We start from the raw sequence: 21,977 nt of genomic DNA, 5'->3' as shown, positions 1-21,977 counted from the left end.
AGTGATTGGATATGCCGCATTTTCTTCTTGCGCTCGCTTTTTTTTGCCTGAGTTTTAACCTTTACGCAGAGCAATTTACGAGTTTCTCAAGCGCCAAAAAACACCTCATCAAAACCCTTCCTGATAACGCCACCAGCCTCTATTGTGGCTGTAATATTAAACGCCAAGGTAAAAAGCTAATACCCGATCCAAATGCGTGCGGTTATGTACCACGTAACGCCGTAACCCGCTCAGGCAAGCCCAATGCTCGTGCCGTTCGGATTGAATGGGAACACATAGTTCCAGCTTGGGAATTTGGCCACCAGCTGCAGTGTTGGCAAAATGGCGGCCGTAAAAACTGCGTTAAAACCAGTGAGCAGTTTCGTAAAATGGAAGCCGATATTAATAATTTGGCGCCAGCAATAGGTGAGATAAACGCCGATAGATCTAACTATCGGTTTGGTATGATTACAGGTGATGCGAACCAATATGGCCGCTGCCAAGTGAAAGTCGATTTTAAGCAACGCCTAGTAGAACCGCCATTTCATGCCCGAAAACGTATCGCTGATGCCTACTTTTATATGCAAAAAACCTATGGTTTAAAAATATCTGATAAACAGCAAAAGCTATTCACCGCATGGAAAAATCAAGCGTTAGCGGCGAAAGGCAGTAATACTGTACTTTAAATAGCCAAAAAGTATAAAAAGGCGCATTGCGCGCCTGTTACTTAAAATCTGTATTTAACTTTGTTATTAAATATCTTGGTGTGGACCAAACACCTCATAATGAATACGTGCGGTATCCACGCCAAGGCCTAGTAGTTGCTGTTTAATGGCAGCCATAAAACCAGTTGGGCCACAAATATAAAAATCACCTTGTGTGAGCGGTAATTGCTCTGCAACAACGTTAACATCCATCAAACCAGTAAAGTCATCGCCCTCACCACCTTGATTCAACCAAGTATAATGATTTAACCGAGTATGAGCCGCGGCTTGCTCCGCCAAAAACTGACTAAATGAATGTTGCTGGGTATTTTCACACGCATGTAAATAAGTGACCGCTTGATTCGATGTATCGCTTAATAATGTTTGTAGCATTGCCAGCATAGGTGTTTGGCCAACGCCCGCAGAAATTAATACAGCAGGTTTATTATTTGCGCGCAAAAAGAAGTCTCCTGCTGGCGGGTAAAGCTCCACAACACGGCCCTCATCAAGTGAATGCAAGTAATTAGATACAATCCCTGCAGCTGGCAATAACTCTTTTTTCACGCTAATGCGGTAGTTCTCACCATTGCTTTGTTGAGAAATTGAATACTGACGAATTTCACTGTATTGCGCATCATCGGGTTTCACTTTAATGCCTAAATATTGACCTGGTTTATGCGCTATTACGGCTTTGCCATCAACTGGAGCTAAAGTAAAACTGGTTACTAACTCTGACTCACTGTGTTTGTTAGCAATCACAAACTCACGAGTCCCCGCCCAACCACCGTGGTTATTTTTACTGTGCTCATATAGAGCCGCCTCTTCGGTGATACAAATATCAGCAAGTAGTGCGTATGCCTCACGCCATGCGTATTCAACTTCAGCTGTAAATTGTTCAGGAAGCAGCTCTTTTAAAGTACCTATTAAATGACCACCCACAATCGGATAATGCTCAGGTAAAATATGCATGCTGGCATGTTTATGGTTAATACGCGCCAGCGCTTCTTTTAATACGGCTAAATTATCAATATTTTGTGCATAAGCGGCCAATGCATTAAACAATGCAAATTGCTGACGGCCACTGCGCTGATTAGTCATATTAAAAATATCCTGCAACTCAGGATTATGGCTAAACAATCGGCTATAAAAATGCTCAGTAACGACCGTACCCGCCTCTGCTAATAACGGCACGGTACTTTTAACTATTTCAATGGTTTTATCAGATAACATACAACTTCCTTTAACCACGACGCCCATCAACACGACGCCGCGTTAATATTGGAAGACAGTGGAGTAAGAACAACGAAAATGCCACAATCCACAGTACAGCACTCAGCTGCCATGCGATGTGTGGCCCAATAATAAAAGGTAATAACGAACGAACAATGGCAGCCACAAGCACGAGTGCAAATGCCACTGCCATAAAGTGAGGAATAGTTAAAGGACGCCCGGTATGACCATGAGATATCCGCGTCATCATGGCTAAAATCATCAACCCAATCGTGCCTATGGTGATCATATGCAATGCGTCTTTAAACAAAATAACAGAGCTGTAAAAACTCAGTGAAACCAATGCTAGTCCAAGCCCAAGTGCTAGATACGAAAAGTGCAACGACCATAGCAGGGGAACATTGAACATTTTATAATTCCACCACAACAATGAGCGGCTTAAATGCAATACAGCAACAACAGCTAAAGCCCACCCCGGATTAATACTAGATATGAATAACTGGCTAATAAAATAAAGCGCGACAGTAAACAACGAGCTGTAAAGCAGTATTTTATCTAAACGCGGAGTACGAACTTGCTCAGCTAAACTTAAACCACGAGCAGTAAAAAAGGGTAGCACTCTGCCTGCAACCACACCTACAAGTAGGGTCATTACTAGTACAGCGGTATCAACAACAGCAAGCGCCAACAATATATTTTGTTCAATAGACAACCATAAATAAATAATATTTAACGAACACAGCGCACTTAAAATCGGCAGAAATTGATAGTTATTCTTGTTGTTTGCTTTAAGCAACATATTAGCCAAGGCCGTAATTGCTCCTAACCACCAAAATAACTGACAAAAGATCACCGCATATAAATTAAAGTTATCAATACCAGTACCAGTTATAAAAAATGCACCTCGCGCCGCTAACCACACTACGCTTAGCCATAGCAATTTATTACCACTAATACTCGCAACCCCAGTCCAAGTTTGTGCAGCCGTTAGTAAAAACCCCACCGCAACAACGCCTGCGAAACCAAACATCATTTCATGCGCATGCCAAAGCATTGCTGGCATATTTAGGGTCCAGCTTGCATGGCCAGTTAAGATCATTAACCAATAGCCAATCGACAATACAGCTAATAATCCTGCTGCTAAAAAATAGGGTCTAAACGCCAACAGCCATAACGGCCATTGGCTCACATGATATAAGCGTATTTTTTCTGGTAGTAGTTCGGTTAAATTGATTGGTTGCATTCGCTTAATTAACTCACCTATTGAATCGAATAACTAGCTATTGCACAGACCAAGCCAACATTTAAAAACTATAAAATTCAATAGATTAACTATTTAACGTTTGACAGATAAGTCTTTATGACCCAGCATCAAAAAAGACAAATAAACACGTTTGAGTCATTTTGACATGATAGATAATCAAAGCTTATTGAATACTGCCGTTACGCTTGCTCAAGTTAATACTCAAGCACAGCCTTTTCAGCAACTTATAGATTGCATTCAACAACTGATCCCAAGTGACGCGATTGCATTACTGACCCTGCAAGGCGATGTATTAAAGCCGCAAGCCATTCATGGTCTGATGCCCGACACCTTGGGGCGACGCTTTTCGATTAATGATCACCCTCGGTTGCACGCTATTTGTAATGCCAAACAACCGCTGCAGTTTGCCCACGATTGCCCTATTCCCGATCCTTATGATGGCCTACTATCAAGCAAAACCGGAGACATTCCTGTGCATGCTTGCCTAGGAATACCGCTGCTAAACGATGCGAATGCCTTACTTGGGGTTATCACCCTAGATAGCCTTGATGCCAAGGCCTTTGACGATTTAAATCTAGCGGATTTATCGCAACTAGGAGCGTTGTGTGCTGCACATTTACAAACCACACTGCAATTACAGCAATATCAAAACCACGCGCAACATAGCAGTGCCTTAGTACAAGAGCTGAACCGTGAAGCACTAACCCGTGATGGCATAGAAATTATCGGCCAAAGCCCTGCAATGCAAACCCTTAAAAACGACATCAAACTCGTTGCGGCTTCTGAGTTTAGCGTGTTGATACAAGGTGATACAGGAGTGGGTAAAGAGCTGGTTGCACGCAACATCCACCTTCACTCCAAACGGAGTGAACAGCCGCTAATTCACTTAAACTGTGCGTCATTACCAGAGAACCTCGCTGAAAGTGAATTTTTTGGCCACGCCAAAGGAGCCTTCACCGGCGCCCATAATGCACGTCAAGGCAAGTTTCAGCTGGCAGATGGTGGCACGCTGTTTTTAGATGAAATAGGCGAACTACCACTGGCTATGCAAAGTAAATTATTGCGCGTCTTACAAAGTGGTGAAATTCAAACCGTGGGCGAAGATGAAGTAAAGTACGTTGATGTACGGGTTATTGCGGCCACTAACCGCAACTTAAAAAATGAAGTAGCCGAAGGACGCTTTCGCGCCGATTTATATCATCGCTTAAGTGTTTATCCGCTCAACGTTGCGCCACTTAAACAGCGTGAAAATGATGTTATTTTACTGGCAGGCTACTTTGTAGAACAAACCGCCCGCAAGCTGGCTATCAAACAATTAAAACTCAGTGTTGAAACACAACTACTACTCACCCAGTACAATTGGCCAGGTAACGTACGCGAGCTTGAACATGTGATCAGCCGTGCTGCATTAAAAGCCAAGCAAAGTCAGTGGCAGCAAGCAATAATTACTATTGAACCAGTACATTGTGAGCTTAACCTCAGTACCAGTAATCCTGCATCAGTCGCAATTTCAACTGCCGATAACGATAAGATAAATAGCCAAAATCTCTCGCTCAAACAAGCAACGGATACATTTACACAGCATTTAATCAGCCAACAGCTAGAACAACATGAATTTAATTGGGCTGCAACTGCACGCACTTTACAGGTTGATCGAGCAAACCTAGTCAGGCTCGCTAAGCGTTTGGGGATTGCAGTCAAAAAGACATGCGTAATTTAAAGGGTCGTTAAATCACTTTCATTTGGCGCTACACAGGGCGTGGCTAAACATTGTTTAGCCACGCTTTTCGCTTCTGGCGGGAAATACACGATAACTTCACAATACAAACCATATTTCGTGATATAACGCACAAATAGCCGCAGATTAGCACCAGCACTGTGCTTTATTTGATTCAGCTCTGGGCCTGCCAACATCGCATCACCAAGGTTTTTATAATGCCACATTAAGCTAACTTATATTCTTTAAAATATGCTTTGAGCAATTGGCTAAACGCTTGCACTTTTGCTGTGCGGTGCACTAAATGATGCGTCACTAACCATAAGTCTGTTGGCCAACTCAGCTCACTATTCAGTACGGGGATAAGATCTGGATATTGCGCTGCTACATCATGCTGCAAACCACCAATCCCTAAGCCTTTAACGATTGCTCTAGTTGCTTCCGAGGTTTCAGAAACCCTCAGCTTTACTTGCTCTGCGGGGATATTTTCATCTACCCAGGCAAAATATGGCACTTTGCCATTATAACCCGCAACTCCAGACACAAAATTATGCAGTGGCAGTTGCTTGAGGGTTTTTGGCATACCGTGCTTATCAATATAACGCTTAGAGGCATAAAACCCCGATGACAAGTGCGCTAAGTGTTGAGCAATGTAATCACCTTCATCCGGACGAGGGCCGGCGCGCACCGCAATGTGTGCTTGACCGTGGTCGAGACGTAAACGATTTTGATCGAGTATTACTTCCAGCTGTACTTGTGGATGCAGGCTTTGAAATTGCTCACATACGTCACTTAGCACATCGATAAAACCACTGACTGTAGTGAGCAATAAACTGCCGCGCAAGGTACTATCTGCGGCAATAATATCGTTGTGTAAGCGCTCAAGCTCACTATTAATAGACTGTGCTGCTGTAAAGAGTTTAGCGCCAATCTCAGTGACCTTATACCCCCGAGCGTGGCGATGAAATAAACGCGCATTTAAGCTTTGTTCTAAATTATTAATCCGCCTAAGTACGGTACTGTGATGGACATTGAGCTTTTCAGCCGCTGCGGTTAACGTACCCAACCGCGCAACTTCATAGGCTACTTTTACGTCTTGCCAGTCATCAAATTGAATCGCCATACTTACCCTTAACCTTCAGTGTGCGTATATGCACATAAGTTTTGCGTTTATTTGGCTTTTCTGCAAGTAAATATTTGCTAAAGTACGTAACAGACAAACTAACTAGATTAATTAAGGCGAACATCATGACTGCACCAAAAATTATTGCCTTAGCAGGCAGCTTACGTAAAGACAGCTTTAACCAAAAATTGATCAATGAAGCAGCCCGCTTTGCATTAGAAAGCGGTGCGGAAGTAGAAGTGATCAAACTGGCTGATTTAAACTTACCCATGTTTGACGAAGACATTGAAGCGCAAGGCACACCCGTTGGTGCACAGTTGCTAAAAGACAAACTTCGCGCTGCTGATGGTATTTTACTGGCAAGCCCTGAATACAACGGTTCAATCACCGCGGTACTTAAAAATGCCATTGATTGGGCATCACGCACAGAGCAAGGTGCTGTTCCTGTATTTCGTAACAAGGTAACAGCGTTATATGCCTCATCACCTGGTGGATTAGGCGGCCTACGCGGCTTGAATCACGTTCGCGATATTTTATCAGGTATTGGTAGCCTAGTACTTGCCGACCAATTAGCGGTACCCGCGATTCATACCGTGCTAGATGAAAATGGCCGCATTAGCGATCCTGTGACAGCGGAACGTGTTGCAGGTCTTGCCCAACAACTAGTCGGCGTAGCCAGCAAATTAAATAAATAAACCGCTTATGAAAGTTTTGTCGCTGCCAATTTGGCGGCGATAAAGTCTTCATGAGTTACATACAATAAACTAGCAACCCGACGAATGACATATTCTTCTTGCGGATCAAGTTCACCATCTGCATAGGCTAAACGCCACAGCAATTCAATTATTTCAATGCGCTGCTCGGCACTACATTGAGCATTGATTTGTTTAGAGAACTGAAAATAATCAATCGCTTCATCTAAACTTTCGCCGGCCTGCTCTGTTAATTGTGCAACGTCTTCATCGCTTAAATTAAAATATTTTTTTAAAGTTAATGCTAACGTTTGGAGTTCATCTGCTTGCTGCTCACTATCAGCACGCATCACCTCAATCAATAGTGCCGCTATCGCCGTTTTCAGATCATGCTCTTGCATTATTGATGGCTGTTCACTAAATGACGAAAAAAGCTGTTTAATTTGTTTGAACATCACATTTTCCCTTTTTGGGTGTTAGACTTAAATCATAACTGAGGCACCACTGTAGTTAAATCAAGGGTGCAATACAATAATGGAGTTCAAGGTTTATGAAAGGAAAAATGCTAAATAGCCTAACAATTACCACCATACTCGCGCTGCTTGTAGGTTGTAATGTTGCATTAGCTGAAAAAGGCGAGACCGAAAAACTCTATGATTTCGATGAAAAAGTACATTATTACCAAACTAAAATTGACGATAATAACTATCATCTAGAAATTCAGTCTGACGACTATCAGCATTTTAAAAACCAAAGCGTGTTTTTACTGCGCCATGCTGATCGTTTATGTCGCGGAAATCCGTTTATGCTAAAAGTGACTGATGGTGTACAAGAGTATGATCGTTTCCCAACCAAACCCCGCAAATATCAGCCACCTTTAACAGTATTACTACAATGTGAGACTGAACCGACAAAAGACTAGCCTTTGCTTTTTTAGTCTTTATAGCCCCAAGGTGCTGCTGGCGGTGTAATTGGTTTAGTTAAATCAAAATCAACGCGAAACTCGCGACCTTGGCGAATTAAACGGTAAGTGAATTTTTCTGGGTAGATATACATTTGCCACGTATTACCAATCGACTGTGGAATACCTTGGCTGACAAACAACTCTTTTGAATATTGATCTGCAGGGAAAGACTGCACGCTCTCAAAACCCGCATCAATTGTATGGCCGCCATACATAGTAGATATATCATCAGTGCCATCTTTATGACGATGATCGTGTTTTAAGCTCAAGCCACTGCCTGTTTTGGTGATGATCCATGTACGTGACGCATCATCACCAACATGAAACGGCACTTGTAACTCGCTATCAGTGCATTTACGAACATGCATGACTAATTTTTTACCGGCAAACGAACTTGGTCCTGTGGCATTATCAACCGTTACAGTTCCTTCATACGCCTTACCGCAGTGAGCAGCAATATTATCAAAAAAGCCATCATGGCTTGGAATAGACACCAAAGGCGCTGGGCGTGCAAATGCAGCAGTGGATGCCAGTAATAAGGTCGCCGCAGTTAATAATTTCATAGCATGTTCCAAAAAATATAAAAGAGCAGCTTAGCGGTTTCTCATTGATAAAGGAAATTTAATAGATCAAAGGCGCATAACACAGATAACGTTGAATGCCTCCATACGAGTTAAACCTGAGCTTGTGATTTAACAAATAGCTATAGTCGTGTCAAAGAACTTCTCAATAGTGCTAAAGCGATTGCACCCAAAGTTGACACATGGGAACAAAAAAGTTACGCTCAAAAATCAAGCAAAAGGATATCACTATTTAAATTAAGTTAAGGATAAAAAATGATTAAATTTTTATTTGCTATCATTATCATGTTGGTATTACTCCCTCATAAGCTAATGGCGAATGAGGCGAGAGTATTTTATTTCAACTCAGCTAATGGCGATGAAATTAAAGCAATTGCAAAAAGGGATACCGCAGGGGTTATACAGTATACTTTCACCGTTCCCGAAAATACGAACCCGCATAACGCTTTTTACGATTTTGTATATTCAACAATGAATCAAGAAAACTACGAATACTTTGAGCTGAGGCCATGTTTTGATTGTCACGAAAACTACTCATTTGAAGAAAATGATAATACAGAAAATAGTAAATTACTTTCTCGTAATGAGCCTGTTGTAGAACGTAGAACAATAAAAAGCAAGCAAGACCTAGCCAATACTCTTTTAGAAAGTATTGCTAATAATTTAGGCAGTAGAAGTGTTAATGCTGTTTTTGATGCCGCTACACAAAATCAAACAAGTGAATCAAGTCAATTTCAAGTGATCACTGTCGGCAACGACAGAAAGCCCGTTGGTCTATGCTTAATAACTCAATCATCATGTGATACCATGAACGACGTATCCGCAATGTCTTTAGGAGGCAGTCAATTTGGTTTTGAAATTAGTAAAGTTTCTGAAATGGACCGCTGGGAAAGAGTAAGAGAAATTGAAGCTGCAATCGAACGGTATGCCAGAAGTAAGCGATACCAATGCAAGGTTGTTATTACCAATAGCGGTGACGGTGATGTAAGACAAATAGTTTGTTTTCCACCATACTAACGTAGTAAACGCGGCCTTAGCCGCGTTTCATTAACTAGTTACTTTTAAACCTTTATTGCCAAGGGCGCTCGGCGTTAAGCTTTGCTTCAAAGGCGTCGATTTGCGGATTTAGCGTTTCGGTTACACCGATAAAATCTAAGCCACTTAATAAACGCTCTTTTACGTCTTTGCGAATATCAAAGCTGATTGGCGCAAACTTGTTACTGGTAAGCACCTGATTTTCAAGATCAATGTCGATATGAATATCGTCGTGCTGCTCGCTCAGTACAAATAACTCTTCCAATGTTTGCGCGGGCAGTGCAATAGCTAGCATCTGGTTATTGCCGCAGTTATTAAAGAATATATCGGCAAAGCTTTCCGCTAAAATCACTTCAAAACCATATTGCTTAAGTGCCCATGGTGCATGTTCACGTGATGAGCCACAGCCAAAGTTATCACGGGTTAGTAATATTTGCGCGCCTTGGTAACATGGTCGGTTTAAAATAAACGCAGGGTTTGGCTCGCCGTTATCTAAATAGCGCCAATCATAAAATAACGCCGCATCAAAGCCATCACGGCTGGTTGAAGTTAAAAACTGCTTGGGAATGATTTGGTCAGTATCGACGTTGTTTTTATCAAGCGGGGCCATTAAGCCACTAAAAAAAATGCTCATTAGGCTTCTCCTCTAATATCAACAAAGCGACCATGAATAGCTGCCGCTGCGGCCATTGCAGGACTCACTAAATGGGTGCGACCACCACGGCCTTGGCGGCCTTCAAAGTTACGGTTAGACGTAGATGCACAGCGCTTGCCTGCACCTAAGCGGTCATCGTTCATCGCTAAGCACATTGAGCAACCCGGTTCACGCCACTCAAAACCAGCAGCTTTGAAAATATCAGCTAGGCCTTCATCTTCAGCTTGTTTTTTTACCAAACCAGAGCCTGGTACGATTAACGCCTCAACACCAGCAGCCACTTTTTTACCTTCAACAATTTGTGCTGCAGCGCGTAAATCTTCAATACGGCTGTTGGTGCATGAACCAATAAATACCGTATCTACCATCGCTGACGATAACTTATCACCAGCGTTTAAGCCCATATATTTAAGTGCACTGCGGATCGCATCAGCTTTAATTAAATCAGGCTCTTTATCTGGATCAGGAATACACTCATCAACACCAATAACTTGCTCAGGGCTGGTGCCCCAAGTAATTTGCGGCTGAATGCTGCTCGCTTCTAGCTCAACAACTAGATCAAACTGTGCGCCTTCGTCAGTTTTTAGCGTTTCCCAGTAGGCAACTGCGGCATCAAAATCTGTGCCTTTCGGTGCAAACGGGCGACCTTTTAAGTAATCATAAGTAATTTGATCCGGTGCGATTAAACCTGCTTTTGCGCCCATTTCAATACTCATGTTACACAATGTCATACGCGCTTCCATTGACAGTGCTGCAATGCCTTCACCACAAAACTCAGCTACATATCCAGTTCCACCGGCGGTACCTAGTTTACCAATCACCGCCATGATCAAATCTTTGGCCGTCACAGTTGGTCGTAATACACCATTAATTTGAATTTTTAATGACTTGGCTTTTTTCTGTTGTAGGGTTTGCGTTGCTAAAACATGTTCAACTTCAGAGGTACCAATACCATGGGCAAGTGCACCAAATGCACCGTGAGTAGAGGTATGGCTATCGCCACAAACAATGGTAGTACCAGGTAAAGTGATCCCTTGCTCAGGCCCCATGACATGTACTATGCCTTGGTTAATTGAGTTTAAATCATAAAGCGTAATGCCAAATTCTTTACAGTTGGCATCAAGCGCCATTAATTGATTTTTTGATACTTCGCTTGCGGCATCTAATGAGCGGCTTTTGGTCGATACATTATGATCCATGGTTGCGATGGTTTTTTCAGGACAACGTACTGTACGGTTTTTTTCACGTAGGCCTGCAAATGCTTGCGGTGATGTCACTTCATGAACTAAATGACGGTCAATATAAAGTAAGTCGGTTTGCTCATTAATACTAGCAACGACATGCGCTTGCCAAATTTTATCGTATAAGGTTTGGGCCACTTGCTGATCCCCTAATTGGTTTGACCCGCTGCGTGACGGTGCAGCGAGCGAATAATTGTTTAAATCCTGCTGTTTTATATTCTCGCGACAATCGCAGCAGCAACATCTTGGGTGGTATAACCCGCATTTGGGTAAATATCTGGTGTACCAACACCTGCTTCGACCGCTTCAGCAACGGCTTTTTCAATGCTACGTGCGGCTTCATCTTGGCCAAGTGAATAACGTAGCATTAACGCTGCACTTAAAATTTGCGCAATAGGATTAGCAATCCCTTTACCCGCGATATCTGGTGCAGAGCCACCAGCAGGTTCGTACAAGCCAAAGCCTGATTGATTTAAGCTAGCTGATGGTAATAAGCCCATAGAACCTGTGATCATTGCGCATTCATCAGACAAAATATCACCAAATAGGTTGTCGCACAGTAATACGTCAAACTGACTTGGTTGTTTAACTAGTTGCATTGCAGCGTTATCAACGTAAATATAATCTAGGCTCACTTCTGGGTAGTCTTTGCTTACCTCTGTAACCACTTCGCGCCATAATACGCTTGATGCGAGTACATTGGCTTTATCAACCGAGGTAACATGATTGTTGCGTAATTTTGCTGCTTCAAAAGCAAAGCGTGCGATACGTTCAATTTCTTTACGCGAATAGGTTTGCGTATCAAAAGCGGCTTCATCTGCGCCTTCACCACTGCGACCTTTTTCACCAAAGTAAATGCCACCGGTAAGTTCACGTACACATAAAATATCAAAGCCCTGCGCGCTAATATCTGCACGCAATGGCGACGCAGCACTTAAAGCTGGTAATAGCTGAGCTGGGCGTAAATTACAAAACAAGCCAAAATGCTTGCGCAAAGGTAATAATGAGGCGCGCTCTGGTTGCTCATTTGGCGGTAAGTTTTCCCACTTAGGGCCACCCACAGAGCCAAACAAAATTGCATCGGCGCTTTCACATGCCGCTAAGGTAGTATCAGGTAATGCTTTACCAAATTCATCGATAGCAGCACCACCAATCGCATGTGGGTGGCGAGTCAAAGTAAAACCAAATTTACTGCTTACAGCATCCAATACTTGCTCTGCTGCTGCCATTACCTCTGGGCCGATACCGTCGCCTGCTAAAACGGCAACGCTATAATTTGATTGACTCATCCTGCTTTCCTTTGTTGTTTTAAATCTGACACTTTTTGTGCGCGATAAATTAAGTTATAAACACGGATCATGGCGCGTACTGACGCCTCAACCACATCCGCCGCGATACCTGCACCGTGATAAGGGCGGCCATCGTATTTCGCTATAATATTGACTTGGCCAAGTGAACTGGCACCTTCACCGGTCGCCTCTAAATTAAATTCAATCATCTCAACAGCCATGCCTGTTAAGCGCTCAATCGCTAAGAATGACGCTTCTACAGGGCCATTACCGGTAGCCGCTTCTTGCTTTGACTCTCCGCCAATCGTCATCCCAATCGTTGAGCTGGCAACCGACTGCGAGTTAGACGTTGAGTTAACAAACTCTAATTGGTACTTTTCGTCTTTATCACTGATTTGATTAAAATAAATCATCGCTTCAAGATCGTAGTCGTACACAGTACCTTTTTGATCGGCAAGGGTTAAGAAGCTTTCATATAGGCTATCCATATCATAATCAGACTTTTGATAGCCTAATTCTTCAAGGCGGTGCTCAATAACATGACGTCCTGAACGAGAGGTCATGTTTAGTTGGTTATTTGGCACGCCGACACTTTCTGGTGACATAATTTCATAGGTGTTTTGGGCTTTTAATACACCGTCTTGATGAATACCTGAACTATGGGCAAACGCATTCTCGCCAACAATCGCTTTGTTAGGTTGCACTGGCATATTACAAATTTTCGCCACTTGGCGTGAGGCGCGATAGATTTCTTCACTACGAATATCGGTAAACACATTTAAATGGTCTTTACGCATTTTCATGATCATTGCCACTTCTTCAAGTGAACAGTTACCTGCACGTTCTCCAATACCATTAATGGTACATTCAATTTGTCGTGCACCGGCTTGTACCGCAGCAATTGAATTGGCAACGGCTAAACCTAAATCGTTATGGCAATGCACACTTAACCGCGCTTTATCAATGTTTGGCACGTTATTCATTAAATGGCGGATCATTGCAGCGTATTCGTCTGGTGTTACAAAACCAACGGTATCCGGTAAGTTAATCGTTGATGCACCAGCATTAATGGCCTGCTCAACGATTCTGCATAAATCCCAATGTGGGGTACGGCCTGCGTCTTCGCATGAAAACTCCACATCATCGGTATAATTACGGGCAAGCTTAATTGATTTAACTGCCATAGCTGTGGCGTCATCTAAGCTCATGCGTAATTTGTGTTCTAAATGCAACGGGCTAGTAGCAATAAAAGTATGAATTCGACTTTGCTGTGCGCTGCGAAGTGCCTCGCCACAAGCTTCAATGTCTTTAGCAACAGCGCGTGCTAAACCACAAATAATCGGGCCTTTTACTTCTGTGGCAATACGTTGTACTGAACGAAAATCGGCGGGGCTCGAAACCGGAAAACCCACTTCCATCACATCCACATTTAGGCGGCTAATAGTATGCGCCAGTTGGATTTTATCTTCTTCAGTCAGGCTTGCTTTCAGCGCTTGCTCACCATCACGTAAGGTGGTGTCGAAAATCCATACTTTATCTTGTTCTTGCATAATCTACCCTTAATTCTCAGCTGCCCTGGTTGCGAGATAAAAAAAACCCCGCATATTGCGGGGTTTTTTGTGTTTACTTAATGCAAATACACTAATCCCCGCTCACGTGCGCTAGCAGTAAGAGGTTTAGTTTTAATGTAATTAAATGAGTGTTTTGCATCGTCTTTACTAAATGTGTGTGTTCAGTGAAGCCTATTTTTAACACTTCAAAACTGTGCATGCAAGCATAATATTTCCAAGAAAAGGAATTTAACACCATATAAAAAGAAATAATAATCCAAAAAAATAAATTTAAAGCATAAAAAAATACAAAAAACCAAAAATAGAAGTCTATTAAACTAATCAGCTTACAGCCTTCGCCTAGATTAACTCTTTGTTATTTTTTACTCTTTATTCCCATCTCGTACATAATTGCTAGCGCCACGAGTAATGTAGCGTAATTGCCAAATTAAGCGCTCGACTAACTCTTCTCGTTGTTGGCCTTCAATATCAAGGGCTTCAGCACCGGCATTAAATACTAGCGTGACCATAGCCTCTGCTTGAATATACGCATGAGTTGCATCGCACGGGGTTTCGCTTTCAAGATAATGAGCAAGCTCTAAAATAAAGTGTTTAATTTCACGGGCTACAGCGGCACGAAATGCTTTAGAAGTGCCGGAACGTTCCCGTAGTAGTAGCCTAAATTGGTTACTAGAATTATCGATAAACTCCATAAATGTTACCACTGAGGTGGTAATAATACTGCCGCCACTGGCTATACGTCGGCGTGCTTGGCGCATTAATTGGCGCAGTGTTAGACCAGCTTCATCCACCATGGTTAAACCCAGTTCATTCATGTCTTTAAAGTGGCGGTAAAATGAGGTTGGCGCGATACCGGCTTCACGAGCTACTTCACGTAAACTGAGGTTAGAAAAACTATGATCAGCACTTAATTGATTAAATGCCGCCTCAATTAAAGCTTGTCGTGTTTTTTGTTTCTGTTGCGCGCGAACACCCGACATGAACTACTCCTTGATTTAATTTAAATCAATTTATGGTGATTTTTATCTTAATTCCCCAGTCTAATACTTGACGGCAGGAGAATGAAATATTATTTTAGCTTACAAGTGTACGCTCAGATTTGAACAGATGAAAAAACCACCGATTATTTGGACCAATGTCCTGTTTTTTAGCATTACCTTTTTGGCAGCCGCCATCTTAGTACCTTGGTATGGAATTACCTACGGGTTTACTAGCGCGCATTGGATTGCCTTCGTTGCTTGTATGTTTTATGCCGGTATGTCGATTACCGCTGGCTACCATCGCTTGTGGGCCCATAAAACTTACGACGCTCATCCTGTTGTAGAAGCTTTTTTTGCTTTAGGTGGTGCTTTTGCACTGCAAAATAGTGCTCTGCACTGGAGTAGCGATCACCGCGTTCATCATGGCCAAGTTGATGACCCTGTAAAAGACCCTTATGCTGCAACTAATGGCTTTTGGTATAGCCACATCGGCTGGATGCTTCGTGATTACCAAGGCGACAGCTATGGTGATTACAGTAATTGTCGTGATTTACAACGCAATAAAATAGTGATGTGGCAACACCGCCATTATATGAAATTAGTGTTAGCGACTAATATTGGCATTCCACTGTTACTGGGGTTAGTAATTGGTGATGTAATTGGCATGCTATTATTAGCAGGATTATTGCGCTTAGTACTGAGCCAGCACTTTACCTTTTTTATTAATTCAGTAGCACATATTTGGGGCTCTCGTCCTTACACTGAAAAAAATACCGCCCGTGATAACGGCTTTTTAGCCTTATTTACTTATGGTGAGGGTTACCATAATTTTCATCATATTTTTGCCAGTGACTATCGTAATGGCATAAAATGGTTTCATTATGATCCCACAAAGTGGATGATCCGCGCTTTTGCAGCTGTTGGTCTTGCTAAAAAATTAAAGCGTACACCGGTTGAGCGCATCGAAAAAGCTAAAGCCGAAACGTTAATGAATAGAACGCAAAATCGCCTAGCGAAATTGCCTTTAGCCCAAGATAAGCTTACATTATTGCAGCAAGAGTACGATTTATTGCTGAAAAAGCTACAACACTATTGCGCACTAAAAAAGCAGGTATTAGAAGTTAAAAAGAATAACATGCTGCAACAATGCGAAAAATCAGCTTTAATGACACAATATCATGAGTTGGAAGCAGCCTGGGAAAACCAAAAACAGGCGTGGCTTACACTCAATGCGAGGTTATTAAAAGCCTCTTTTAGTTAATGTAGGAGTGGCTGTGGCCAAACAACAAGTAAAGAAAGAACAACCATCATTTCAATATGATGCGATTATTATAGGCACAGGTCCTGGCGGTGAAGGTACCGCCATGAACCTGTCTAAAAGCAACAAAAAAGTGGCCGTTATCGAACGTCAAGCTGCCGTTGGTGGTGGTTGCGTACATTGGGGTACTATCCCTTCAAAAGCACTACGTCACTCTGTTAGCCGCTATATAGAATACAAAGCAAACCCATTATTCAATGTTGGTGAGCGCCCTAGTCGGTTAACGTTTCCTGATATTTTGCGCCACGCCAGCTCGGTTATTTCTAAGCAATCAAATTTACGCAGTAGCTTTTACGACCGTAACCGCATTCATATGTTTCAAGGTGATGCCAGCTTTGTTGATAAGCACACGATTGAAATTAAACGTCTTGATGGTTCAACCGAACGACTAACAGCTAAAACCATTGTGATTGCTACAGGTTCTCGCCCATATCGTCCACCTGAAGTCGACTTTAGCCATTCACGTATTTACGACAGCGATACTATTTTAGGGCTAGAGCATGACCCTCATCGCGTGTTAATTTACGGTGCAGGTGTAATTGGTTGTGAATACGCTTCGATCTTTAAGGGTTTAGGTGCAAAGGTAGATTTAGTTAATACTCGCGACCGCTTATTAGCTTTTATGGATGCTGAAATCTCAGATGCGTTAAGCTATCACTTTTGGAATAGCGGTATTGTTATTCGCCATAACGAAGAGTTTGATCGTGTTGAGACCCGCGATGACTGCGTGGTCATGCATTTAAAATCGGGCAAGCGCGTAAAAGCTGACTGTATTTTATTTGCTAATGGCCGTACTGGTAACACTGATGGCTTGAACCTTGAAGCGGTTGGCTTAAAAGCCGATGGCCGTGGGCAGTTAAAAGTTAATGAAACTTACCAAACTGAAATCGATAATATTTATGCGGTGGGCGATGTCATTGGCTACCCTAGCCTTGCCAGTGCGGCGTTTGATCAAGGCCGCATTGCAGCCGATGCGATTGCCTGTGGCAACTGCGATGAAAAACTCATTATTGATATTCCGGCAGGTATTTATACCATTCCTGAAATGAGCTCTGTGGGTAAAACCGAGCAACAGCTTACTGCTGCTAAAATCCCCTATGAAGTAGGTCGTGCGCAGTTTAAACACTTAGCGCGAGCACAGATTGCCGGTACCGAAGTAGGTAGTTTAAAAATATTATTCCACACTGAAACCAAAGAAGTACTAGGTGTGCATTGTTTTGGCGAGCGTGCTTCTGAAATCGTGCACATTGGCCAAGCCATTATGGAACAAAAAAATGGCGGTAATAATATTGATTACTTTGTAAATACCACTTTTAACTACCCAACGATGGCTGAAGCCTACCGTGTTGCGGCGTTAAATGGTTTGAATCGCTTGTTTAAATAAGAAGCTTTAAAAGACAACAAAAAGCCCGCTTAACTTTAAGCGGGCTTTTTTAATGACAAAAATAACTAATTACTCGTTACTTAACATATTATTACTTATGGTATTGCGCGCTAAATTCATGCACTGCGTTTATGAATACACCTGCATTTTCAGGATCTACATCTGGGGTAATACCGTGGCCTAAATTAAATACATGACCATTACCGGTACCAAAATCCTTAAGAATTGTTGCTACTTCTTCGCGAATACGTTCTGGTGTGCCATGAAGCATTGACGGGTCCATATTACCCTGTAGCGCCACTTTATCGCCAACACGTCGTTTGGCATCGCCAATATTTATAGTCCAATCAAGGCCTACGGCATCACAGCCAGTTGCAGCAATTGCTTCTATCCATTGGCCGCCATTTTTAGTAAACAGCGTTACAGGCACTTTACGGCCATCGTATTCACGAATTAAGCCATCAACAATCTTATGCATATATTGTAATGAAAACTCGTTGTAATCACGTGGGCTTAAAACGCCACCCCATGAGTCAAATACCATGAGTGACTGTGCACCCGCTTTAATTTGCGCATTTAGGTAATCGATCACAGAGTCGGCTAGCTTATCAAGCAATAAGTGCAGTGTTTGTGGCTCTGCAAATGCCATTTTTTTTATTTTACCGAAGACCTTGCTGCTACCACCTTCAACCATGTAAGTCGCAAGAGTCCAAGGCGAACCTGAAAAACCAATTAACGGCACTTCACCTTTCAACTCACGGCGAATAGTGCTCACCGCATTCATTACATAACCAAGTTCATCAGTTGGGTCTAACTTTGGAATCTTTTTAACATCAGCTAATGATGAAATCGGGCGCTCAAACTTAGGGCCTTCACCCGTTTCAAAGTACAAGCCTAAACCCATTGCATCAGGGATAGTTAAAATGTCACTAAATAAAATAGCGGCATCTAATGGGTAGCGTCGCAGTGGCTGAAGTGTCACTTCGCACGCTAGCTCAGCATTTTTACACAGGCTCATAAAATCGCCCGCTTGTGCACGTGTTGCGCGGTATTCAGGTAAATAACGCCCTGCTTGGCGCATCATCCATACCGGAGTTACATCAACTGGTTGTTTTTGTAATGCACGTAAATAACGGTCGTTTTTTAATTCGCTCATGCGTAAGTGATCCTAAAGCTTTTATGAAATTGCGCAGATTGTATCACCATATCGCACAGCGCTCTATCGCTATAACAGCAAAACGCACTTGGATAGATATAGATCATGGGTTTTATTTTTCGCTTAAAAACCGAGCAACACGCAGTAACATTTGAAATTTTTTATTAATATGTTTGCAACATTGTAAAAAGCTTGGTATAACTTGTTCCGCGTTAACAATAAAAACAATAAAAATTTAATAACAACAAAAATAAAAATCTTCCCATAACAATAAGAAAGCTTGTTTTAACAGGTCACGGAAAAAGAAATTAAACCACCATTTATGGTGGTTTTTTCTTGCCTGAAACAATTGCAAAGTAGTAATAATAACTACATAAATATCAATACATTAAGCTTTTATTACTAAATTATTTAAAAAATGTGTTGATCTTTACTGCATATTTCATTGTTATAGAAGAAACCAACCCAGCTAAGGAGAATGATAATGCTGACGCGTTTGGAAAAAGCTCAACAAAAATGGGGTGGTAGCCACACCGTTATCGATAAATGGCTTACAGAACGTCAAGAGCTGTTAGTTTTATATTGTCGTATTGCTGGCTTTTCACCGTATGATCAAAAAGACCACGCTTTACCAGATCAATTACAGATCCAAAATTTTTGTCAAATTTTGATGGATTACTTATCTGCTGGGCATTTTGAAGTGTATGACGACATTGCCAAAGCATGCGAGCAAAAAGGCCCGAGTAGCCAGCAGCTTGCAAGTGAACTTTATCCGCGAATTTCAGAAACCACCGATATTGCACTTGATTTTAATGATAAATATGCGGAAGTGGATAAAGAAGATTTACTTAAAGATTTTGATGATGACTTATCAAAACTTGGCGAAGCACTTGAGCTGCGCTTTGAGTTAGAAGATGAGTTAATCGATAACTTGTATTCTAATCATACCTAACTAGCACAGTTTCGATGCAACAAGGAGCCCCGCTCCTTGTTTGTTTTTAAACCTAAGCCCAACCGATAAAAATTAAATATTCCAAATCACCCCAAATAATTGAAATTTATATTTCCATAATGTAATGATAGCGCTATTGTGTATAAAAATAACAAAGGCTCGCTATGAATAAACGTACATTTTTAAAGTCTTTATCACTCATCAGTGCTGGATTACTCGCTGGCAATAGTGTTCAAGCAGCTAACCTATCAAGCCAAACCGCGTTGAGTTTAAAAAAGCCGAACGCCTTACCAAGAAGAGGCACAATTGGTGTGGCTAGCCCATCCGCGGCAACAGCAAATCAAAAAGATATTATTTTAGCTAAGCAAGTTATAGAGGCACTCGGTTACCAAGCTAAGTTAGCTCCCAATATTATGGCCAGACGTGGCCACCTAGCTGGAACTGACACACAGCGTGCTGACGATCTTAATGCGCTGTTTAGAGACAGCAGCGTTGATGCTATATTTTGCTTACGAGGTGGCTCTGGGGCTGCACGTATATTACCGTTACTCGACTACGCCATGATCCGTGCTAATGCCAAGCCACTGATGGGCTACTCTGATATTACGGCACTTCACAATGCGCTGCTTGCAAAGGCTGGCATTGTTAGTTTTCATGGCCCCAATGCATCAAGTAGCTGGAACCCATTTCATGTTAAGCAGTTTAAACAGATGTTTGAACAACAAACACGCATGCATTTTAGTAACTTACCTAAGGCTGAAGACGAACTAGTTAATAGCCAGTATCTCACCCAAACCATTACGCCAGGTAAAGCTACAGGGCAACTAATTGGTGGTAACTTAACGGTACTCACAGCTTTGGCAGGTTCAGCTTATTTACCCGATTTTGACGGGGCAATTTTATTTTTAGAAGATATTGATGAAGCACCTTATCGCATTGACCGTATGCTTAGCACTTTAAAGCTAATGGGTGCACTTGATAAAATAGCAGGTTTTGTATTTGGTGATTGTAATGACTGTAAGCCTGGTAGAGGGTATGGCTCACTAACCCTTGATGAGATTTTTGCAGATTACATTAAACCGCTGGGCATTCCTGCTTATCGCGGCGCGATGATTGGCCATATTAAACGGCAATTTATTTTACCCGTCGGTACGCAAATTGAGCTTAATGCCGATGCGGGTACGTTAACCATGAAAGAAGCCGCATTTAGCTAAAATTTAGCAACAAAAAAGGGGCTAATTAGCCCCTTTTCAATACAGAATAACTAATTACTCTGCAGCAGCTGACTTCTCTTCGTCTTGAATTTCAAGTAGTTCTACTTCAAAAACAAGCGTTGAGTTAGCTGGAATTTTACCTAAGTCACGGTCGCCGTAAGCAAGCTCAGCAGGAATAGTGAACTTGTACTTAGAGCCAACAGGCATAAGTTGTAAACCTTCAGTCCAACCAGCGATTACGCGGTTAAGTGGGAAAGTTGTTGGCTCGTTACGTGAATAAGAGCTGTCAAATTCAGTGCCGTCCAATAAAGTACCTTTGTAATGTACTTTTACTACATCGGTAGCAACTGGTTTTTCGCCATCACCTTGCGTGATCACTTCATACTGTAGGCCAGATTCAGTAACTGTAACACCTTCTTTCTTAGCGTTATCAGCTAGGTATTTAACACCTGCAGCTTGGCTCTTTTCAGCTTCAATTTTAGCCTGAGCTTCTTGTTTAGTTCGCACTGATGTATCTAATGCAGTTAATACTTCACGAATTTTTTCTTCATCAATTTTTGCTTCACCAGCAAGGGCGTCTTCAAAACCACGAATTAATAGCGTTTGGTCAAGCTCAATACCTAACTCTTTTTTGTCAGCTAAATCTTTATTTAAGAAGTTACCAACAGATGCACCGATGCCGTATGCTTGTTGCTGTGCTTCAGTATCTAGTTTAACAGGTGCTTGTTCTTGTTTTGCTTCTTGATTACAAGCTGTTAGCGCAAAAACTGACGCTGCAATCAATGACAATTTAATCGTCTTTTTCATTTTAAATCTCCGACACACTTTGCAGATGTCATTTATTGTATTATTACTAGTTAATGATTAACGGCCCATGATAGGCTACTTATCTAATTGCTGATTGCAAGCTACCGCTCACTTTCAAGTT

Annotated in this window: 22 protein-coding genes; 9 read left to right on the top strand and 13 right to left on the bottom strand. The window is 42.0% G+C overall.

The annotated features are described in order from the left end of the window. Positions 1-11: 11 nt before the first annotated feature. Positions 12-665 carry an endonuclease gene (locus A7968_RS16705; protein ID WP_064667715.1) on the top strand — a complete coding sequence of 218 codons (654 nt, stop codon included), beginning with the start codon at positions 12-14 and terminating at the stop codon, positions 663-665. A 66-nt stretch (positions 666-731) separates the two neighbouring features. On the opposite strand, the gene hmpA is transcribed toward A7968_RS16705, so the two are convergent. Next, positions 732-1,913 carry an NO-inducible flavohemoprotein gene (gene hmpA, locus A7968_RS16700; RefSeq protein WP_064667714.1) on the bottom strand — a complete coding sequence of 394 codons (1,182 nt, stop codon included), beginning with the start codon at positions 1,911-1,913 and terminating at the stop codon, positions 732-734. 10 nt (positions 1,914-1,923) lie between these two features. Next, a complete protein-coding gene (locus tag A7968_RS16695; RefSeq protein WP_064667713.1) occupies positions 1,924-3,156 on the bottom strand; it encodes an NnrS family protein in 1,233 nt (410 codons plus the stop codon). A 166-nt stretch (positions 3,157-3,322) separates the two neighbouring features. On the opposite strand from A7968_RS16695, the gene norR reads away from it, so the two are divergent. Then, positions 3,323-4,897, top strand: coding sequence for a nitric oxide reductase transcriptional regulator NorR (gene norR / locus A7968_RS16690; RefSeq protein ID WP_064667712.1), 1,575 nt, complete (start codon positions 3,323-3,325; stop codon positions 4,895-4,897). On the opposite strand, the gene A7968_RS16685 is transcribed toward norR, so the two are convergent. After that, on the bottom strand, positions 4,894-5,121 hold the full coding sequence (locus A7968_RS16685) for a hypothetical protein (protein ID WP_064667711.1): 228 nt from the start codon (positions 5,119-5,121) through the stop codon (positions 4,894-4,896). The two genes, norR and A7968_RS16685, sit on opposite strands and share 4 nt — an antisense overlap. After that, the gene (locus tag A7968_RS16680) at positions 5,121-6,017 is read right to left on the bottom strand and encodes a LysR family transcriptional regulator (protein ID WP_064667710.1); all 897 of its coding nucleotides are present in this window, start codon (positions 6,015-6,017) and stop codon (positions 5,121-5,123) included. The genes A7968_RS16685 and A7968_RS16680 overlap by 1 nt, the downstream gene beginning before the upstream one ends. 125 nt (positions 6,018-6,142) lie before the next feature. Here A7968_RS16680 and A7968_RS16675 point away from each other — a divergent pair, with 125 nt between their 5' ends. Next, positions 6,143-6,712: an NADPH-dependent FMN reductase gene (locus A7968_RS16675; RefSeq protein WP_064667709.1), complete on the top strand. Its 570-nt coding sequence runs from the start codon at positions 6,143-6,145 to the stop codon at positions 6,710-6,712. Between the two features lie 5 nt (positions 6,713-6,717). Here A7968_RS16675 and A7968_RS16670 read toward each other — a convergent pair whose 3' ends face one another. Further along, positions 6,718-7,164, bottom strand: coding sequence for a tellurite resistance TerB family protein (locus A7968_RS16670; protein WP_064667708.1), 447 nt, complete (start codon positions 7,162-7,164; stop codon positions 6,718-6,720). 95 nt (positions 7,165-7,259) lie between these two features. Between A7968_RS16670 and A7968_RS16665 the strand changes: the two genes are divergently transcribed. Beyond that, complete coding sequence (locus A7968_RS16665) at positions 7,260-7,631, top strand: hypothetical protein (RefSeq protein WP_064667707.1); 372 nt, start codon at positions 7,260-7,262, stop codon at positions 7,629-7,631. Between the two features lie 11 nt (positions 7,632-7,642). On the opposite strand, the gene A7968_RS16660 is transcribed toward A7968_RS16665, so the two are convergent. Continuing rightward, entirely contained in the window at positions 7,643-8,236 is a 594-nt protein-coding gene (locus A7968_RS16660; protein ID WP_064667706.1) for a hypothetical protein, read from the bottom strand. Positions 8,237-8,509: 273 nt separating this feature from the next. On the opposite strand from A7968_RS16660, the gene A7968_RS16655 reads away from it, so the two are divergent. After that, on the top strand, positions 8,510-9,271 hold the full coding sequence (locus tag A7968_RS16655; protein WP_064667705.1) for a hypothetical protein: 762 nt from the start codon (positions 8,510-8,512) through the stop codon (positions 9,269-9,271). Positions 9,272-9,323: 52 nt separating this feature from the next. Here the strand turns inward: A7968_RS16655 and leuD are convergent, their stop codons facing one another. The 5 genes from leuD to fabR form a co-directional block, all read right to left on the bottom strand. Beyond that, positions 9,324-9,923 (bottom strand): 3-isopropylmalate dehydratase small subunit, encoded by a 600-nt coding sequence (leuD, locus tag A7968_RS16650; protein WP_064667704.1) that lies wholly within the window; start codon positions 9,921-9,923, stop codon positions 9,324-9,326. Continuing rightward, positions 9,923-11,323 carry a 3-isopropylmalate dehydratase large subunit gene (gene leuC / locus A7968_RS16645; protein WP_064667703.1) on the bottom strand — a complete coding sequence of 467 codons (1,401 nt, stop codon included), beginning with the start codon at positions 11,321-11,323 and terminating at the stop codon, positions 9,923-9,925. The genes leuD and leuC overlap by 1 nt, the downstream gene beginning before the upstream one ends. Before the next feature lie 74 nt (positions 11,324-11,397). Then, positions 11,398-12,474, bottom strand: a complete 1,077-nt coding sequence (gene leuB / locus A7968_RS16640; RefSeq protein ID WP_064667702.1) for a 3-isopropylmalate dehydrogenase — start codon at positions 12,472-12,474, stop codon at positions 11,398-11,400. Beyond that, positions 12,471-14,024 (bottom strand): 2-isopropylmalate synthase, encoded by a 1,554-nt coding sequence (gene leuA / locus A7968_RS16635; RefSeq protein WP_064667701.1) that lies wholly within the window; start codon positions 14,022-14,024, stop codon positions 12,471-12,473. The genes leuB and leuA overlap by 4 nt, the downstream gene beginning before the upstream one ends. Before the next feature lie 383 nt (positions 14,025-14,407). Next, on the bottom strand, positions 14,408-15,025 hold the full coding sequence (fabR, locus tag A7968_RS16630; RefSeq protein ID WP_064667700.1) for an HTH-type transcriptional repressor FabR: 618 nt from the start codon (positions 15,023-15,025) through the stop codon (positions 14,408-14,410). A 127-nt stretch (positions 15,026-15,152) separates the two neighbouring features. On the opposite strand from fabR, the gene A7968_RS16625 reads away from it, so the two are divergent. Further along, on the top strand, positions 15,153-16,286 hold the full coding sequence (locus A7968_RS16625; RefSeq protein ID WP_064667699.1) for an acyl-CoA desaturase: 1,134 nt from the start codon (positions 15,153-15,155) through the stop codon (positions 16,284-16,286). 13 nt (positions 16,287-16,299) lie between these two features. Next, the gene (gene sthA / locus A7968_RS16620) at positions 16,300-17,727 is read left to right on the top strand and encodes a Si-specific NAD(P)(+) transhydrogenase (RefSeq protein WP_064667698.1); all 1,428 of its coding nucleotides are present in this window, start codon (positions 16,300-16,302) and stop codon (positions 17,725-17,727) included. Positions 17,728-17,818: 91 nt separating this feature from the next. Here the strand turns inward: sthA and hemE are convergent, their stop codons facing one another. After that, complete coding sequence (gene hemE / locus A7968_RS16615) at positions 17,819-18,883, bottom strand: uroporphyrinogen decarboxylase (RefSeq protein ID WP_064667697.1); 1,065 nt, start codon at positions 18,881-18,883, stop codon at positions 17,819-17,821. A 484-nt stretch (positions 18,884-19,367) separates the two neighbouring features. Between hemE and A7968_RS16610 the strand changes: the two genes are divergently transcribed. Further along, entirely contained in the window at positions 19,368-19,835 is a 468-nt protein-coding gene (locus A7968_RS16610; RefSeq protein ID WP_064667696.1) for an Rsd/AlgQ family anti-sigma factor, read from the top strand. Positions 19,836-19,999: 164 nt separating this feature from the next. After that, positions 20,000-21,049: a S66 peptidase family protein gene (locus A7968_RS16605; RefSeq protein WP_064667695.1), complete on the top strand. Its 1,050-nt coding sequence runs from the start codon at positions 20,000-20,002 to the stop codon at positions 21,047-21,049. Between the two features lie 54 nt (positions 21,050-21,103). On the opposite strand, the gene fkpA is transcribed toward A7968_RS16605, so the two are convergent. Further along, positions 21,104-21,856: an FKBP-type peptidyl-prolyl cis-trans isomerase gene (gene fkpA, locus A7968_RS16600; RefSeq protein WP_064667694.1), complete on the bottom strand. Its 753-nt coding sequence runs from the start codon at positions 21,854-21,856 to the stop codon at positions 21,104-21,106. Positions 21,857-21,977: the final 121 nt, after the last annotated feature.

The organism is Pseudoalteromonas prydzensis (assembly GCF_001661495.1).
GTDB classification, from domain to species: domain Bacteria; phylum Pseudomonadota; class Gammaproteobacteria; order Enterobacterales; family Alteromonadaceae; genus Pseudoalteromonas; species Pseudoalteromonas prydzensis.
Note: the sequence above shows the minus strand (reverse complement) of the source record. Positions and strands in the feature narration are given on the sequence as shown.